This window comes from Arthrobacter koreensis (assembly GCF_035792275.1).
Lineage (GTDB): Bacteria > Actinomycetota > Actinomycetes > Actinomycetales > Micrococcaceae > Arthrobacter_B > Arthrobacter_B koreensis_A.
Map to the genome: position 1 here is coordinate 62413 of NZ_JAMWKK010000015.1, position 17186 is coordinate 79598.

General features: G+C 67.1%; 13 protein-coding genes and 1 tRNA gene. 9 read left to right on the forward strand and 5 right to left on the reverse strand.

Going from position 1 to position 17186, the window contains the following annotated elements; genetic code table 11:
* The first annotated feature begins 16 nt into the window (after positions 1 to 16).
* From NGB94_RS14365 to ctaD, 4 genes are all read left to right on the forward strand, one after another.
* On the forward strand, positions 17 to 1216 hold the full coding sequence (locus NGB94_RS14365; protein ID WP_325791365.1) for an allantoate amidohydrolase: 1200 nt from the start codon (positions 17 to 19) through the stop codon (positions 1214 to 1216).
* Positions 1213 to 2571 (forward strand): formimidoylglutamate deiminase, encoded by a 1359-nt coding sequence (locus tag NGB94_RS14370; RefSeq protein ID WP_325791366.1) that lies wholly within the window; start codon positions 1213 to 1215, stop codon positions 2569 to 2571. The genes NGB94_RS14365 and NGB94_RS14370 overlap by 4 nt, the downstream gene beginning before the upstream one ends.
* Positions 2568 to 3794 (forward strand): amidohydrolase family protein, encoded by a 1227-nt coding sequence (locus tag NGB94_RS14375; RefSeq protein WP_325791367.1) that lies wholly within the window; start codon positions 2568 to 2570, stop codon positions 3792 to 3794. The genes NGB94_RS14370 and NGB94_RS14375 overlap by 4 nt, the downstream gene beginning before the upstream one ends.
* 148 nt (positions 3795 to 3942) lie before the next feature.
* A complete protein-coding gene (gene ctaD / locus NGB94_RS14380) occupies positions 3943 to 5688 on the forward strand; it encodes a cytochrome c oxidase subunit I (protein WP_325791368.1) in 1746 nt (581 codons plus the stop codon).
* Between the two features lie 33 nt (positions 5689 to 5721).
* Here ctaD and NGB94_RS14385 read toward each other — a convergent pair whose 3' ends face one another.
* From NGB94_RS14385 to NGB94_RS14405, 5 genes are all read right to left on the reverse strand, one after another.
* The gene (locus tag NGB94_RS14385) at positions 5722 to 5907 is read right to left on the reverse strand and encodes a hypothetical protein (protein ID WP_325791369.1); all 186 of its coding nucleotides are present in this window, start codon (positions 5905 to 5907) and stop codon (positions 5722 to 5724) included.
* 138 nt (positions 5908 to 6045) lie between these two features.
* Positions 6046 to 6597 carry an alpha/beta fold hydrolase gene (locus NGB94_RS14390; protein WP_325791370.1) on the reverse strand — a complete coding sequence of 184 codons (552 nt, stop codon included), beginning with the start codon at positions 6595 to 6597 and terminating at the stop codon, positions 6046 to 6048.
* A 203-nt stretch (positions 6598 to 6800) separates the two neighbouring features.
* Positions 6801 to 11282 (reverse strand): ExeM/NucH family extracellular endonuclease, encoded by a 4482-nt coding sequence (locus NGB94_RS14395; RefSeq protein ID WP_325791371.1) that lies wholly within the window; start codon positions 11280 to 11282, stop codon positions 6801 to 6803.
* A 221-nt stretch (positions 11283 to 11503) separates the two neighbouring features.
* Positions 11504 to 12076 (reverse strand): septum formation family protein, encoded by a 573-nt coding sequence (locus NGB94_RS14400; RefSeq protein ID WP_325791372.1) that lies wholly within the window; start codon positions 12074 to 12076, stop codon positions 11504 to 11506.
* 233 nt (positions 12077 to 12309) lie between these two features.
* Positions 12310 to 12397, reverse strand: a tRNA-Ser gene (locus NGB94_RS14405).
* A 66-nt stretch (positions 12398 to 12463) separates the two neighbouring features.
* On the opposite strand from NGB94_RS14405, the gene NGB94_RS14410 reads away from it, so the two are divergent.
* The 5 genes from NGB94_RS14410 to NGB94_RS14430 all read left to right on the forward strand — a co-directional run bounded on the left by NGB94_RS14410 (position 12464) and on the right by NGB94_RS14430 (position 17170).
* On the forward strand, positions 12464 to 13441 hold the full coding sequence (locus tag NGB94_RS14410) for an NAD(P)H-quinone oxidoreductase (RefSeq protein WP_325791373.1): 978 nt from the start codon (positions 12464 to 12466) through the stop codon (positions 13439 to 13441).
* A gap of 115 nt (positions 13442 to 13556) precedes the next feature.
* A complete protein-coding gene (locus NGB94_RS14415) occupies positions 13557 to 15848 on the forward strand; it encodes a carbon starvation CstA family protein (RefSeq protein WP_325791374.1) in 2292 nt (763 codons plus the stop codon).
* A complete protein-coding gene (locus NGB94_RS14420; RefSeq protein WP_325791375.1) occupies positions 15848 to 16039 on the forward strand; it encodes a YbdD/YjiX family protein in 192 nt (63 codons plus the stop codon). The genes NGB94_RS14415 and NGB94_RS14420 overlap by 1 nt, the downstream gene beginning before the upstream one ends.
* 137 nt (positions 16040 to 16176) lie before the next feature.
* Positions 16177 to 16428, forward strand: coding sequence for a hypothetical protein (locus NGB94_RS14425; protein ID WP_325791376.1), 252 nt, complete (start codon positions 16177 to 16179; stop codon positions 16426 to 16428).
* Positions 16429 to 16468: 40 nt separating this feature from the next.
* Positions 16469 to 17170, forward strand: a complete 702-nt coding sequence (locus NGB94_RS14430) for a bacterial proteasome activator family protein (RefSeq protein ID WP_325791377.1) — start codon at positions 16469 to 16471, stop codon at positions 17168 to 17170.
* The last annotated feature ends 16 nt before the right edge of the window (positions 17171 to 17186 follow it).

Genomic DNA, 17186 nt, shown 5'->3' on the forward strand with positions numbered 1-17186 from the left:
CGGCAAGGACACCAGCATGGCAGCAGTTACCACCCTCCTCGACGCGATCTCAGGCATCGGCCGCGACCCGGTGCGCGGCGGCTACACCCGCCCGGTGTTCTCCACCGCGGAGACCGAGCTGCGCGCCTGGTTCACCACCGAAGCCGAAGCCCGCGGCCTCGCCGTGGAGACCGACCGCAACGGCATCCTCTGGGCCTGGTGGGGAGAGCCGCAGAAAGGTGCGCTGGTTACCGGCAGCCATCTGGACTCTGTTCCCGGGGGAGGGGCCTTCGACGGTCCGCTCGGCATCGCCGCCGCGCTTGCCGCCGTCGACGTCCTGAAAGAGCGCGGCGTGCAGCCGGGCCGCTCCCTGGCCATCACCGTCTTTCCCGAGGAAGAAGGCTCACGCTTCGGCGTCGCCTGCCTGGGCTCACGGCTGCTGACCGGCGCGATCGACCCGGACAAGGCACGGAACCTGCGCGACGACGCCGGCACCACCTTCGCCGACGCCGCCCGCGCCGCCGGGCTGGACCCGGCACACCTGGGGCGGGACGAAAAAGCGCTGGCCCGGATCGGCGACTTCGTGGAACTGCACGTGGAACAGGGCCGCGGACTCGGCGAGGACGGCCCCGCCGTCGCCGTCGGCAGTTCAATCCTTGGCCACGGCCGCTGGAAGCTCACCGTGCACGGGCAGGGCAACCACGCGGGCACCACGCTGATGGAGGACCGGGCGGACCCCATGGTAGCGGCCGCGCAGATCATCACCGCCGTGCAGCAGGCCGCGTCCGCGCAGCCCGGCGCCCGGGCGACCGTGGGCCGGATCCAGGCTATTCCGGGCGGTACCAACGTCATCGCCTCCCGGGTGGAACTCTGGCTGGACGCCCGGCACGAGGAGGACGCAGTCACCGCCGCGCTGGTGGAAACCATCCACGGCAAGGCGCAGAAGATTGCCGCGTTCGAAGGCTGCTCCGTCACCCTGTCGCAGGAATCCTTCAGCCCCACCACCAGCTTCGATCCGCAGCTGCAGCGCCAGCTCCAGCTGGCCCTGCCGCAGGCTCCCGTCCTGACCACCGGTGCCGGGCACGACGCCGGGATCCTCGCCGGGCATGTCCCCGCGGGCATGGTCTTTGTCCGGAACCCCAGCGGCATCTCCCACTCCCCGGAGGAGTACGTGGAAGACGCCGACGCCGACTACTCGGCGCAGGCACTCGCAGACGTCCTGGAGGGACTGCTGTGAGAACAGGAGTGTGGTGCGAACGGGCGCTGCGGAACGGTCAGGTTGAAACCGGTGTCCGTCTGAGCGTCGACTCCGCGGGCATCGTCGCAGCCGTGGAAACCGGCACGCAGCCGAGACCGGGGGACCTGGTACTGGACGGCGTCGTGGTTCCTGCGGCGTCCAACGCGCACTCGCATGCCTTCCACCGGGTGCTGCGCGGCCGCACCCACACCGGCGGCGCGGACAGCTTTTGGTCCTGGCGGCAGGGAATGTACCAGGCCGCGGCAGCGCTCACCCCGGAGCTGTACGAAGAGTTGGCCACCGCCGTCTACGCCGAAATGGTCACCGCGGGCTACACCTCCGTCGCCGAATTCCACTACGTGCACCACCGCCCGGACGGCTCGCCGTACCCCGGGCATGCCATGGAACTGGCCCTGGGCCGCGCCGCGCAGGCCGCCGGTATCCGGCTCACCCTGCTGGACACCTGCTACCTCGCGGGCGGCTTCAACGAACCGCTCGCCGACGGGCAGCTCCGTTTCAGTGACGGAAGCGCCGGCGCCTGGCTGGACCGGCTCAAGGACCTGCGGCATAGCTTTGAAGCCGAGTTCGATCCGGCGTACGTGTCTGTCGGTGCGGCCCTGCACTCGGTCCGGGCGGTGCCCGAAGACGCGCTGCAGGCCATCGCTGCCGGGCTGGATCCGGACCTGCCCCTGCACATCCACGTCTCCGAACAGCCCGCGGAGAACCGGGACTGCCTCGCCGCCACGGGACTGACCCCCGTCCAGCTGCTGCACCGGCACGGCCTGCTGGGCCCCCGCCTGGCCGCCGTCCATGCCACGCACCTGACCCCGGAGGACATTCAGCTGCTCGGGGACGCCGGTGCAACGGTGGTGATGTGTCCGAGCACCGAAGCGGACCTGGCCGACGGAATCGGCCCGGCCGCAGCGCTGGCGGACGCCGGGGCGCGGATCGCGCTCGGCTCGGACCAGCACGCCATCATCGATCCCTGGCTGGAAATGCGGGCACTCGAACACGGTGAACGCCTGGCATCGGGTACCAGGGGACGGTTCGCTCCCGCCGACCTGCACCGGGCAGTCTCTGACGCCGGCGCTGCCGCGCAGGGACGCCGGGCGCCCGGGTTCGCGCCGGGCACCTCCTGCGACCTGATGTCCGTTGACCCCGCCAGCACGCGGACCGCAGGCTCCGACCCGGCCCAGCTGGCACTGGCTGCCACCGCGCAGGACGTCACCGCCGTCGTCGTCGGGGGCACCCTCGCCGCGGAACGGGGCAGGCACCTGCGCCTGGGTGACCCGGGCACCCTCCTGGCCTCTGCCGCCGCAAAACTCGACGCGGCCGTCCGGGAAGGCCAGCCATGAGCAAATCCCTGCTGATCACCAACATCGGCGAGCTGTCCACCATGGACCCCGCCCGCGGATCCGAGGCCGTGATCGAGCGTGCCGCCGTCGTGCTCGAAGGTGAGCGCATCGCCTGGCTTGGCCCGGCGGCCCAGGCTCCCGCGGCAGATGAAGCGCACGACGCCGGCGGGCGGGCAGCGCTGCCCGGCTGGGTGGACTCCCACACCCACCTGGTGTTCGCCGGGGACCGCAGTGCAGAGTTCGCCGCCCGGATGGCCGGGGAAAGCTACAGCGCCGGCGGCATCGCCGTAACCACGGAAGCGACCCGCAGCGCAGGGGACTACGACCTCACCCGGCTGCTGCTGGCCCGCCGCGCCGAAGCCGCCGCCGGGGGAACCACCTGGCTTGAAACCAAGACCGGCTACGGGCTGGACGTGGAGCAGGAGGCACGCAGCGCCCGGATCGCCTCCAGCGTGGTGGACGACGTGACCTACCTGGGCGCGCACCTGGTTCCGGGCGGGATGTCCGCCGAGGAATACACGGACCTGGTCTGCGGGCCGATGCTGGCTGGTGTGCTGCCCTACGTGCAGTGGGCAGACGTGTTCTGCGAGCGCGGCGCCTTCACCGAGGAGCAGTCCCGCCGGGTGCTCGCCGCGTGCCGGGACGCCGGGCTGGGACTGCGGGTGCACGGAAACCAGCTGGGCCCGGGAGCCGGAGTGCAGCTGGCCGTCGAGTTTGGTGCCGCGAGCGTGGACCACGTGAACTACCTTTCCCCCGGCGACGTCCAGGCGCTCGCGGGCAGCTGGGAGGGCTGGAACCGGGACGCCGGGACCGGGACGCCGGGAACGGTTGCCACCTGCCTGCCGGCCTGCGACCTGTCCACCCGGCAGCCGCTGGCTCCGGGCCGGGAACTGCTGGACGCCGGCGTCGAAATTGCCCTGGCCTCGAACTGCAACCCCGGCACGTCCTACACCACGTCCATGGCGTTCTGCGTTACGACGGCGGTGCTGCAGATGGGGCTCAGCGTTGCCGAAGCTGTCCGGGCCGCGACGTACGGAGGAGCGCTGGCCCTGCGCCGGAATACGGGCCTGGACGAGGACGGGAAACGCGCGGTGGGATCGATCGCCGTCGGACACCGTGCGGACATCCACCTGCTCAACGCGCCGTCGTCCGCCTACCTTGCCTACCGTCCCGGCATGCCGCTCACTGCTGCGGTGTGGCGGGCTGGGGAACGGGTCGCCTAGACCTGGGGGCAAGCGGGGGACAGGAGCCGGGAATCCGGTTCCTCCTATGGACTGGTCTCCGGGGCGGACCTACGATACTAGGCACACTGGCCTGCGTCCGGCGGGGTTGGTGAAGGGCTGAACCTCCTGCGGACCCTAGGCGGCGCTGATGTCTACGTTGAAGTACGAAGAAGGAACGACAGTCCCTCCGCGCGTAGTACCCGTCTCCCGGGGGCGCGTCGTGGTCGAGTGGCTCACCACTACCGACCACAAGAAGGTTGGCTACCTGTATCTGATCACGTCCTTCATCTTCTTCTGCCTGGCCGGAGTGATGGCCCTGGTGATCCGGGCTGAGCTTTTCCAGCCGGGACTGGAAATCGTTTCCTCCCGCGAGCAGTACAACCAGCTGTTCACCATGCACGGGACCCTGATGCTGCTGATGTTCGCCACCCCGCTCTTCGCGGGTTTCGCGAACGTGATGATGCCGCTGCAGATCGGTGCGCCGGACGTCGCCTTTCCGCGGCTCAACGCGCTGGCGTACTGGTTCTTCCTCTTCGGTTCCCTTATTGCCATTGGCGGGTTCCTCACCCCGCAGGGTGCGGCGTCGTTCGGCTGGACGGCCTACGCGCCGCTGTCCAACACCACATTCTCGCCCGGAGTCGGCGGTGATTTATGGGTCTTTGGGCTCGCACTGTCCGGGTTCGGCACCATCCTGGGCTCGGTCAATTTCGTCACCACGATCATCTGCATGCGCGCCCCGGGCATGACCATGTGGCGGATGCCCATCTTCACCTGGAACACCCTGGTGACGGCCATCCTGGTGCTGATGGCCTTCCCGCCGCTGGCCGCGGCACTGTTCGCGCTCGGTGCGGACCGGAGGTTCGACGCCCACATCTTCGACCCGGAGAACGGCGGGGCCATTCTCTGGCAGCACCTGTTCTGGTTCTTCGGCCACCCGGAGGTCTACATCATTGCCCTGCCGTTCTTCGGCATCATCTCGGAGATCCTGCCGGTGTTCAGCCGAAAACCGATCTTCGGCTACAAGGGCCTGGTCTTCGCCACTATCGCCATCGCCGGGTTGTCCATGACCGTCTGGGCGCACCACATGTATGTCACCGGGCAGGTGTTCCTGCCGTTCTTCGCCATCATGACCATGCTGATTGCGGTTCCCACGGGCGTGAAGTTCTTCAATTGGATCGGCACCATGTGGCGGGGGTCGATAACGTTCGAGACGCCCATGATGTGGGCGCTGGGCTTTATGATCACGTTCCTGTTCGGCGGGCTGACCGGCATCATCCTGTCCTCCCCGCCGCTGGACTTCCACGTGTCCGACACGTACTTCGTGGTGGCCCACTTCCACTACGTGGTCTTTGGCACGGTGGTGTTCGCGATGTTCGGCGGGTTCTACTTCTGGTGGCCCAAATGGACCGGCAAGATGCTCAATGAACGCCTGGGCAAGATCCACTTCTGGCTGCTGTTCCTGGGCTTCCATATGACCTTCATGATCCAGCACTGGCTGGGTGTGCTGGGCATGCCGCGGCGCTACGCGGACTACCTGGTGGAAGACAACTTCACCCGTATGAACCAGCTCTCCACCATTGGCTCGATGATCCTGGGGATCTCCCTCATTCCGTTCTTCTGGAACGTGTACATCACCTGGCGCCGCGGCAAGAAGGTGGAGGTGGATGACCCGTGGGGCTTCGGTGCTTCGCTTGAGTGGGCGACTTCCTGCCCGCCGCCGCGGCACAACTTCACCTCACTGCCGCGGATCCGGTCCGAACGGCCGGCGCTGGACCTGCACCATCCGGAGCTCAAGCCGCGGGCCAACGAGAAGAGCGATTCCCCCGTGGCCAGCGTGCTCGGTGCAGCGGACATGGGTTCGGAGGACCCGAAGAATCCGGATCCCAGGCAGTAGGTCCCGCCGCCGGCGTTATGCCGGCGGCGGGACCTACTGCCTCATCCGGTCCGCGAGATCGGCGGGGTGGGTCGCGGGCCACCAGTAGCCGGCGTCGACGGCGGTGAACCGGACCTGCGGTGCGAACTCCTCCACACCCTGGTTCAGGGCCGGGGAGAGGAAGGGATCGTCCAGCGGCACAATGACGTCCACGGGTATCTCGACGGTCCCCGTGACCACGGACTGACCGGGGGAAACGAGGTTCGCCCGGTACAGGGCCAGTCCGCGCTGCGGATTCCGCCCGGCGGGCCTGCCCTGGGTCCGCTCGTACAGCCGCGATCCCGCGAGCGAAAAGAACAGTTCCGGTAGTACCGGGATCTAGAACGCCGCCACGTAGGAACTGCGCAGGCACTGCTGGGCGGCGTCGAGCCAGCGGCCCGGTGTCCGCAGCCGCTGGGCGAACCAGCGGCGGAAGTGCTGCAGGTCCGGCCCCGAGATGCTGAGGTACCGCGATAGCCGGGACTGTGCCCGCGGATCGCGCGCAGCGGCCCAGCCCTGTACGGATCCCCAGTCGTGGCCCACCAGCTGGACCGGCCCGGCAGCAGCTGCTGCCAGGACCGCGTACAGATCATCGACCAGCAGCGGGAGGCGGAAGTTGGCCAGCGCGGTTTCCTGGACCGTGGACAGTCCTGCGTCACGGGTGTCGTAGGCAATCACGTGGTGGTCTGGGGCCAGCAGCGCAATGACGCCGGCAAAAACGGTGTGGTCATCGGGATATCCGTGGACGAGCAGGACCTCGGGCACGCCGGGTCCCGGTTCCGGGCCGTACTCGTACACCGCGAGCTGGGCACCGTGCCCGCTCACCCAGCGCCGCCGTTCGGTGGAGTGCAGCGGAGCGGGGGCAGGCTGGCGGGTTCCCAGGAGGGTCACTGTCCGGTTCCTTCCGGTTGCTTTCATCCGGTCGTCTTCATCCGTTCACGGCCGGGGCGACCGCGTGGCGGCCAGCCTACCGTCCGGACGCAACGCACTTCCAGCACCCGGCCAGCCCGCCGCCTGCTCCGGTTTAATGTGCGGCGCCGCCCGGACCACGTGGTCCGGACGGCGCCGCTTCCTTACTGCTCAGCCGGTGCGGACTAACCGCGGCCGAGGGTGCAGATCAGGTACCGTGCATAATCCACCGCGTACTTGAGCCAGCCCCGGACGTCCCACCAGTTCTTCGGCGGGACGGGACGGACACAGGTGGGCTGCTCCGGTGCGGGATCAATGGTGACCGGAATCGTCACCGTGGTTCCTGAAGGATCCGCGGTGAGAACCAGCGAGCCGCTGCCGGAGGCCGACCCCGGAATGGCGGCGGTGACGCTGGCCGCGCCGGCACTGACCGGTACGGAGCCCAGCGCGGTTGCAGTGCCGCCCGCAGGTACCCAGCTGACGGCCAGCGTGGTGTTGGCCGGGCTGCCCAGTGAGGTCAGATCCAGCTTGTCCACCGTGAACGAGACGCTGGTGCCGGCCTTGGCAGTGGCCGGGGCTCCCTTGACAATGACGCCCTGGCGGGCGAAATCGGGAGAGACCGGGCTGCTGGCCTGCAGGTAGCTGATCCAGGCATCCCGGTCGATCAGGCCGGAGTCACGGGTGTCCGTGCCTTGGGCGAAGGTGGAGAAGTTGTCTCCGCCCTGGGCCAGGAAGCTGAACGTACCCACGCGGTAGGCCCGGTTGGGGTCCAGGGCTGCGCCGTTGACGGTGACCGACTGGATCCTGGAGCCGCGTGCCTGGTCCGGATCGTAGGTATAGGTCACGTTGTCGGATAGGCCCAGGGCCAGGAATGCCCGGGAGCTTCCGTCCGGCTGCCACTGTTCCTCCAGCACCGACTTCAGCTGCGCGCCGGTGAGCGTGGTGGTCCACAGGTTGTTCACGAACGGCAGCACGGCATTGGCTTCGGCGTAGGTGATCACGCCGTCCTCGCCGTAGTACAGCTCGGCGCGGAGTCCGCCCGGGTTGACGACGCCGATTTCGGCACCGCCGCGTTCGGGGGAGCCGAGGGAGGAGAGCAGCGAGTCGGCCACCAGGTTGCCCAGGGTGGATTCGTTGCCGCGGTCGTCGCGGGAGGTTCCGGCGAAGGCCGTGGTGATGTCAGCCGTCACCGAGCCGATCGGCTGGTTGCCGACCTCAGCCGCGAACGCGAGGGCGGCGTCGACAATCCGCTTGACCTCGGCGACTGCTGGGTAGGCGGACACCAGGTCCGCCGCGGGCGTGGTGGTACGGGCCACGTTGCCTGCGGAGTAGGAGAGAACTTCGTCCGTTTCGGCGTTGTACTGCAGATCGATCTGGCCGATGAACTCGCCGTAGGAGCCGGTCTGGACAACAGGACGGGTCTTGCCGTCCACGCCCGGAACCGGTGCATCCCACGCGTACTGCTTGTGCGTGTGGCCGGTGTAGATGGCGTCCACCAGTGCGCTGGTTTCCGTCACGATCTCCGCGAAGGCACCGCCGCCGGCAATCTCTTCCTCCAAGGTGGCGCCGTCGGGCGTTCCCGAGCCGGCACCTTCGTGGTATTCGGCGATGATGACGTCCGCCAGGCCCTCTGCTTCCAGGCGTTCAGCGACGCGGTTCACGGCGTCCACCGGGTCGCCGAACTCCAGGGTGGAGATGCCGCCGGGGGAGACCAGCGTGCCGGTCTCCTCAGTGACGGCACCGATCACGGCCACCTGAACGCCGTTGACGTCCAGGATGGTGTACTCCGGCAGCGCCGGGGTGGTGGTTCCCTTGAGGTAGACGTTGGCGCCCAGGTACTCGAAGTCCGCGGCGGGGACCACACGGTCCGTGAGGTCCGCGAATCCGCCGTCGAACTCATGGTTGCCCACTGCGGAGGCCCGCAGGCCCAGCGCGTTCAGGACGTCGATGGTCGGCTGGTCCTGCTGCACCGAGGAGGCGAACAGGGAGGCGCCGATGTTGTCGCCGGCGGAGAGTAACAGCGAGCTGCCCTCCGGTGCGGCGGCCTTGAGCTGCTCAACGGTTCCGGCGAAGTTGACGGTGTTGGCGTCAATGCGACCGTGGAAATCGTTGATGTTGAGCAGGTTCAGGTCTGTTACCTCGGCTTCGGCCGGGGTCAGGTCCATTCCTACGATGATTGGATCGTGGTCCGAGGACCGGTAGGGATTCGGTGCGTAGTAGTCGTTGACGTTGTAGTTGTACCGGCTGTATTCAAGGGCCACCGACTCAACCGAGTTGATGTTCCAGATGTCGGTTCCGGTCACGTCCTCGGCTGCCGCGGGCGACGCCAGGATGTGGTCCAGGGATCCGACCAGGCCGCTGAAGGCGTAGGAGTGCTTGCCGGTCGCCTTGCCCAGGTTCAGGTAGCCCGCTTCGGCGAAGACCTGCATGGGGTCTTCTGCTGCATAGGAGTTGAAGTCACCCAGCAGGAAGACCCGCTCGGTTCCGGCGTCCTCCGCTACGGAGTCAGCGAAGGCGGCCACGGCCTGTGCCTGGCGGACGCGGTCAGCGTTCCAGCCGCCCTGCCCGTTGTCGGCGTTCTCGCCGCTGGACGGTGCCGAGCCCTTGGACTTGAAGTGGTTCGCGATTGCCACGAAGCTCTCGCTGTCTTCCCCGCCGGCCGGCTTGAAGGCCTGGGCCAGGGGTTCGCGGGCGTTGGAGAAGACGCTCTCGTCGTTCAGGATCACCGAGTCGCCCACCGGTTCGGCGGCAGCGGTCCGGTAGATAAACGCCGTGCGGATCACGTCTTCGTCGTCGGGCAGTGCCGCGGGGGAGCGGACGTAGTCCCAGGTTCCCGGTGCATCAGCGTTCAGGGCCTCGGTGAGCCGGGCCAGGGCGGTATCCCGGTCCTGTCCCAGTTCGGCCGAGTTTTCGATTTCCATGAGGCCAACGACGTCGGCGCCCAGGGCGTTGATCGCGGCGACGATTTTCGCCTGCTGGCGTTCAAGATTCGCGTCGTTGGCAGCGCCGCGGGCGTCACAGCCGCCGCGGACGGTGACCGGGGCGCCGGAGCGGTCGTTGTAGTAGGTGCAGCCGGAGAGGTCATCGCCCGTGGTGCTGAAGTAGTTCAGCACGTTGAAGGAGGCGAGCTTCAGGTTGCCGCCCACGCTCTGCGGTGCCGGGGTGCGGGTGTTTTCGAACGACGCCGGCTGCACGGTTTCCGCGTTGGCGGGAGTCAGTTCGGTCAGCGGCTGGAACTTCCAGGCGCTGTTGCGGAAGTCCAGGATCACGTTGGTGGTGAATTCCGCCGGAGACCCGATCCGCACCGGGTCGGTGGAGGTCAGGTACGGAAGCGGCGTGGACTGGTTGGCGGCGGAGAGGAAATTGGTGGTGGCGCCGTCGTCGAGCTTTACCGCCTTTGCCGCATTGGCGGCGACAACCGCCGCATGTTCCGGGGTGCCCACCGGCGCGACGGCGGTGGGCTGCACCAGCGTCTCGGTGCCGGCCGCGAGGCCGATCTCGGCGTACTGGTTCAGGGTGTAGTTGTCCGTGACGGTGAACTCGCCCTGCGGTGCCAGCAGCATGCCCTCGAGGGTCTCCCGTTCGGCATCCGTGGCAGGCCAGGCGACCGTGGCGGGCTTGACCTCTTCAGCTGCTTCGCTGAGCTTGGTCATGCTGCCCGCGGGTACGGTCAGCTGGGTCAGGCCGAAGTATTCGCCGACGGTTCCGGTGACCTCCACATAGTCGCCGACGGCGACCTGGCCGACGGTGGCCGCGGAGAAAACGAAGATGCCGTCAGAAGCAGTGTGGGTGGCCGGATCCAGTTCGCCGCCGGTTCCCGGGGTCTGGATGTAGTAGCCGTTGAAGCCGCCGGTGGGATACGCGGCGGTGACCTTGCCGCGGGTGGTGACGTTCTGGCCGACCAGCGGGCTTGCTTCTCCGGTGCCCTGAATCTCTGCGATTGCTACCGTTCCGGCCGGGGGATCAGTGGGCTCGGGGTCGGTCGGTTCGGGATCGGTGGGCTCAGGGTCCGGTACGGTTCCCGTTCCGGTGGTGTTCGTCGGGGTGACGGAGGCGCTGAGCGTGAAGTCCGCAGCGTTGTTGTCGGTGTCCGCGAATCCGGTGCGGTTCAGGGACTTCGGATCGGAGTTGCCGGCCGGCGCGGCCGCCGGGGCAGTCTCGAAGGTGTTGGAGGTGCCGTAACCGAGCAGGTCCACGACGCCGGGCTGGTCCGTTACGGAACCGGCCGGCAGCGGGTTGACCGCGGTGGCCTGGTTGGCGAGCACCAGGGTGCCGGAGGCACCGGAGAAGCTTGCACCGATCGTTGCGTCGGCTGCCGGCAGGGCAACACCAGTGGTGCCGTTGCTGGCGCCCTGGATGAGGTAGTAGCCACCGGCCGGAATGCTTCCGGAGAGGCGGCCGATGCCGGTTGGTGCACCCGTGCTGCCTGCGGCACGGTACTGCAGCGACCACCCGTCCAGGCTGACGGCGGCGCTGGTCGGGTTGTACAGCTCAACGAATTTGTTGGTGAACGGGGCGTTGGTGCTTCCCCCGCTCAGGTAGGCCTCGTTAATCACGACGCCGGAAGGCAATTCCTCCGCGTGGGCGGGCAGCGCCGCCAGCGGTCCGGCCAGCAGGCCGGCAGACAGTGCTGTACCCAGCGCTGCCCTCCATCGGGTAAATCTCATGCCTCATTGCTCCTTTGGGGAACGGATGCCGGTGTTGGGGGGCACGCGGTAGTGGCCCTGGTAAGTCGGCAAGGGGTGCGGTGAACTCCTTCTGGATACCACCCCGGGGTGACAGGCATATGAATTCGTCCCCTTTGGCGCCCTAACAGCCGGTAACTATTGACAAACACGGGAAGGGGGCCTAACCGGTTTGGCTAGGCCCCCTTTTTGCGTGAACCGAATCAGACGTTCGAGTTCTTCACCGTGGTGCTGAGCTTCTCGCCGTCCACGCGGTAGACGGTGCAGAGGATTTCGCGGTCATTGCCCAGCGTCCAGGAGGACGGGGTGGGAGTCAGGTAACCAATATCCAGTGCCGAAACGGAGTAATCCGTACCGACGTAGGGCTGGAACTCAGCCAGGCAGAAGTCCTGGGCGGCGGTGTCCACGGCCTCCTCGCCGGGGTACGCTCCGGCCTCCATGTCCTTGGCTGCGTATACCTCGGAATCGTGCGGCTGGGTGCAGGGAAGCACGTCCACGGCTTCGACCTCCTCAGCATCCGGGTCATCAACCAGGCAGTCTCCGACCTTCAGGTCAACGGCGTCTACCGTTTCAGCGGCGATCTCTTCTTCAGCTGCCTCATCGGCTACGGTCTCGGCTTCCGGCGAGGCCGAGGCCGCGGCGGGTGACTCACTGGCCTTTGGTTCGTCCTTGTCCGTGGAGCCCGAGGCTCCGCAGCCTGCGAGTACGAGGGCAAAGGCGGCAGCCGTGATGGCTTTTCCGGCGCGGGCCAGTTCTACCTGGCGGGCGGAATTCATGCGAATAACTCCTTCTGCGGTAATTGGTTTTGGTTCTCCATCCCCCAATGGGCCGGAAACCACCAGAAGAGACTATGGGTGATGCAAGCATGCTTATGAATCGGAGAAGTAACATCCGGGAGCAATATGCATTGGCATTGAAGAGCGCACGCAAAAACGCCCCGGTCCGCAGACCGGGGCGTTTCTTTGCGGGCCGCCGCATCCCTCAGGGACGGGCCGTTTTACCGCGTGAGCGGAAGGTAAGGGATTCGAACCCTTGGTACGGGGTTACCGCACACTGGTTTTCAAGACCAGCTCCATCGGCCGCTCGGACAACCTTCCTCCGCTTAGTAGTCTGGCAGATGAGCGCAGTTCACCAAAATTTTCTCCACTCCCGCAGGAGGCACCATGAAAGCGATCGTCATTACCGAACCCGGCGGACCGGAGGTCCTGGCCCTCCGCGATGTGCCCGCTCCCGTACCTGCCCCCGGCGAAGTCCTAATCGACGTTGCGGCAGCGGGCCTCAACCGGGCGGACGTACTGCAGCGCCAGGGGAACTATCCGGTCCCCCCGGGCGCCCCCGAGTATCCGGGCCTGGAAGTGTCCGGCCGGGTTGCCGCTGTAGGCACCGGTGTCGAAGGGCTGGAAGTGGGAGCCGACGTCGTCGCCCTCCTTTCCGGCGGCGGTTACGCCGAACAGGTGGCCGTCCCGGCAGGACAGGTGCTTCCCGTTCCCCCGGAGATGGACCTGGTAACGGCTGCGGCACTGCCCGAAGTCGCAGCCACCGTTTTCTCCAACCTCTTTATGGCTGCTGGGGTGCGCGAAGGCGAGTATGTGCTGATCCACGGCGGTGCCGGAGGCATCGGCACCATGGCGATCCAGCTGGTCGCTGCGTTTGGCGCAGTGCCCATGGTCACGGCGTCGAGCCCCGGCAAGCTGGAGCTGGCCCGCAGCCTTGGCGCCAAGGTGCTGGTCAACTACAAGGAACAGGACTTCGTTGAGGAGGTCCGAGCCGCCACCAACGGGCACGGTGCCGACGTCATCCTGGATGTCATGGGCGCCAAGTACCTGCAGCGAAACGTCGATGCGCTCGCCGTCGCAGGACGCCTTGTCATCATTGGCCTGCAGGGCGGCACCCGGGCGGAGCTGGACCTTAACGCGCTGATGCGCAAGCGCTGCGCCGTCATGGGCACTACGCTCCGCGCGCGCCCGGAAGAGGAAAAGAGCGCCATTATGGCCGCGGTCGGCGAATATGTCTGGCCGATGCTGAAGGACGGAACCGTCAAGCCGCTGGTGGACCGCACATTCCCGCTGGCTGAGGCGGCTGCCGCGCACGAGTACTTCGACTCGGGCCAGCACACCGGAAAGGTTCTGCTCACGGTCTAGCTGCCGCAGCGCCGCCCGGCGTGTATGTGATCCACATCGCACCGCCGGTGCTACCCTCATGCGCACATCACGCCCTGCTGCTGCAGGGACCACACTGCTGACAAGGGGTAGCACCATGAGTGAAGACAAACGGAGGGGGCCGGACCGTCCGGACCCCGCAGCCGGGGACGCGGACGTCCTCGTCCAGGACCCGGACCTGCCACCGGTAGCCGTCGACGACGACGGCGAAGGCCGCACCGCCTGGACCCCGCTGAAGATCGCCGTCTGGGTAGGCATTGCCCTGCTGGGCGGTGTCAGCTGGACCATGCTGGCGATTGTCCGCGGCGAAACGGTCAACGCCATCTGGTTCGTTTTTGCGGCTGTCTGTACGTACCTGATCGGGTACCGGTTCTACTCGAAGTACATTGAGCGCCACCTGCTCAGGCCCAATGACCGCCGGGCGACACCCGCGGAGTACAAGGCAGACGGCAAGGACTACGCCGCCACCGACCGGCGGGTGCTCTACGGGCACCACTTCGCTGCGATTGCCGGCGCCGGCCCGCTGGTGGGACCGGTGCTGGCCGCCCAGATGGGCTACCTCCCGGGGACCGTCTGGATCATTGTCGGCGTAATCCTCGCCGGCGCCGTGCAGGACTACCTGGTCATGTTCTTCTCCATGCGCCGCGGCGGCCGCTCGCTGGGCCAGATGGCCCGCGAGGAACTCGGCCTGATTGGCGGCACGGCTGCGCTGATCGCCACCCTGACCATCATGATCATCATCGTGGCCATCCTGGCCCTGGTGGTCGTGAATGCCCTCGGCGAGAGCCCGTGGGGCGTCTTCTCCGTGGCCATGACCATCCCGATCGCCCTGTTCATGGGCGTCTACCTGCGCTACCTGCGCCCCGGCAAGGTCAGCGAAGTCTCCATCATCGGATTCGTGCTGCTGATGCTCGCTATCGTCGGCGGCGGCTGGATCGCGGATACCGAATGGGGCGTGGCCATCTTCTCCCTGGACCGCGTCACCATCGCCTGGGGCATCATCATCTACGGCTTCATCGCCGCCGTGCTGCCCGTGTGGCTGCTGCTGGCCCCGCGCGACTACCTCTCCACCTTCATGAAGATCGGCACGATCGTCATGCTCGCTGTCGCCATCATCATCGTCCGCCCGGAGATCAGCGTTCCCGCCTTCAGCGAGTTCGCGTCCCGCGACGACGGCCCGGTGGTCGCCGGACCGCTCTTCCCGTTCCTGTTCGTCACCATTGCCTGCGGCGCCCTGTCCGGCTTCCATGCCCTGATCTCCTCCGGAACCACGCCGAAGATGGTCATGAAGGAGCGCCAGACCCGGTTCATCGGCTACGGCGGCATGCTGATGGAGTCCTTCGTGGCCATCATGGCGCTGGTAGCGGCCATCTCCCTGGACCGCGGCATCTACTTCGCCATGAACTCCTCCGCAGCCGCCACCGGCGGAACGGTGGAGGGCGCCGTCGCCTTCGTCAACTCCCTGGGCCTGGTGGGCGTGAACCTCACCCCTGACATGCTCACCACCCTGGCGTCCGACGTCGGGGAAGAGACGATTGTCTCGCGCACCGGCGGCGCGCCCACGCTGGCAGTCGGTCTGGCGATGATCATGCAGAGCTTCATCGGCGGACCGGCGATGATGGCCTTCTGGTACCACTTCGCCATCATGTTCGAGGCGCTGTTCATCCTCACCGCCGTCGATGCCGGCACCCGCGTCGCCCGCTTTATGCTGCAGGACTCGATTGGGAACTTCGTGCCGAAGTTCCGGGATACGGGGTGGCGCACCGGCGCCTGGATCTGTACGGCGATCATGGTCGCGGGCTGGGGGTCCATCCTGATCATGGGAGTGACAGACCCGCTGGGCGGCATCAACACCCTCTTCCCGCTCTTCGGTATTGCCAACCAGCTGCTGGCCGCCATAGCGCTGGCCATCTGCCTGGCGATCCTGGCCAAGAAGAACGTCTTCAAGTACATCTGGGTGGTGGTGCTGCCGCTGGCTTTCGCCTCCGTCGTCACGATCACGGCCTCGATGTACAAGATCTTCTCCCCGGTGCCGGCCGTGGGTTACTGGGCCCAGCACAATGCCTTCCGCAACGCGCTGGAAGCCGGGGAAACCAGCTTCGGCACGGCCAAGACCGTTGAGGCCATGGAAGCGGTAGTCCGGAACACCTTCGTGCAGGGCGTCCTGTCCATCCTGTTCGTGACCCTGGCGATCATCGTGATCATCACCGCCGTCATCGCCTCGGTCCGGTCCTACCGCTCCGGTGGGGCACCGAGCGCCGAGGACCCCGCCGTGCCGTCGCGGACCTTCGCCCCGGCAGGCTTCCTGGCCACGCCGCAGGAGAAGGAAATCCAGGCACAGTGGGATGCGCTGCCGGAGGACAAAAAACCGGCACCTGCGGGGCATTGATGAGCGCCGTCGTCGGGCAGCTGCGCGGTTTCATCCGTTTCTTCCGCGACGTGATGGGGGAGGACGCGTACCGGAAGTACCAGGCGCACCACGCGGCGTCCGGCTGTGCCTCGCCGCCGCTGACCGAGCGGGAGTTCTGGCGGGACAAGATGGACCGCCAGGACGCCGACCCCTGCGGGCGTTGCTGCTGACCCGGTAACCCCCCCTCCCACCCCATCGAGAGGCCAGTTACGGCTCATTTCAGCCCTGAAAAGAGCCGCAACTGGCCTCTCGGTGGTTAAAGGGGGAGAGGGTTGAGACGGTCGCGGGATGCTGCTTTGCTGGGGGAATGGCAGAAGACAAGGACCTTCCCGACGACCCCCATTTGCGCGAAGACATCAGCCTTCCGCTGCCCGAACCGGATGACGAGGATGAACACCTGGCAGAAGACGCCGGGCTTCCGCGGGATGCCAAGGCCGGCCCCGAGTTTGACGAACACGGCTACACTTCAGGCCAGCTCAACGCCGGGCAGTACGCCGCCGGTCTCAGCCCGAACGGCGAGTACGCCCAAATGCGAGAGGAAGAGCTTGAAAGCGACTGATCCCCGGACCAACCGGCAGCTGGCGTGAGAGCATTAATTCATGACTGAACAGAACGGATCTGCGGGCGTCTCCGGTCCGGAAATACCCGGCGAACCGGGCGGCAGCCGGCCGGAGTCCCCGGACCGGGACGGAACGGACCAGCAGGTCCAGGGCCGGGTCGACGACGGCGGTACGGACCCGCACACCCAGGATTCTGCCGTCGCCCCTGCCGGCACCGGAAAATCAGGCCCCGCGAAACTGAATGAGCTGGTGGACGAACCGGCCAAGGTCATGCGGATCGGAACCATGATCAAGCAGCTGCTCGAAGAGGTCCGGAACGCTCCGCTGGACGACGCCGCACGGAACCGGCTTGCCGAAATCCACGAACGCTCGCTCAAGGAGCTCTACGACGGTCTGGCGCCGGAACTGGTGACCGAACTCGAGCGGATCAACCTGCCCTTCCCCGACGACACAACCCCCACGGATGCTGAGCTGCGGATCGCCCAGGCCCAGCTGGTCGGGTGGCTCGAAGGCCTGTTCCGAGGCATCCAGACGGCAATCGCTGCGCAGCAGACTGCCAACCAGCAGCTGCAGAGCCGGCTCCAGCTCCGCCAGCTTCCGCCGGGCACTGTGCTGGCTCCCGGCGTCGTGATCGGTGAGAACGGCGAGCCGCGGCGAACCGGCACAGCCGCGCAGCCCGGCCAGCAGCCGGGTACCGGCGGACGCGTGGAGCCGCACGCGGGGCCGGGACAGTATTTGTAGTTATCTGTAGAATTTC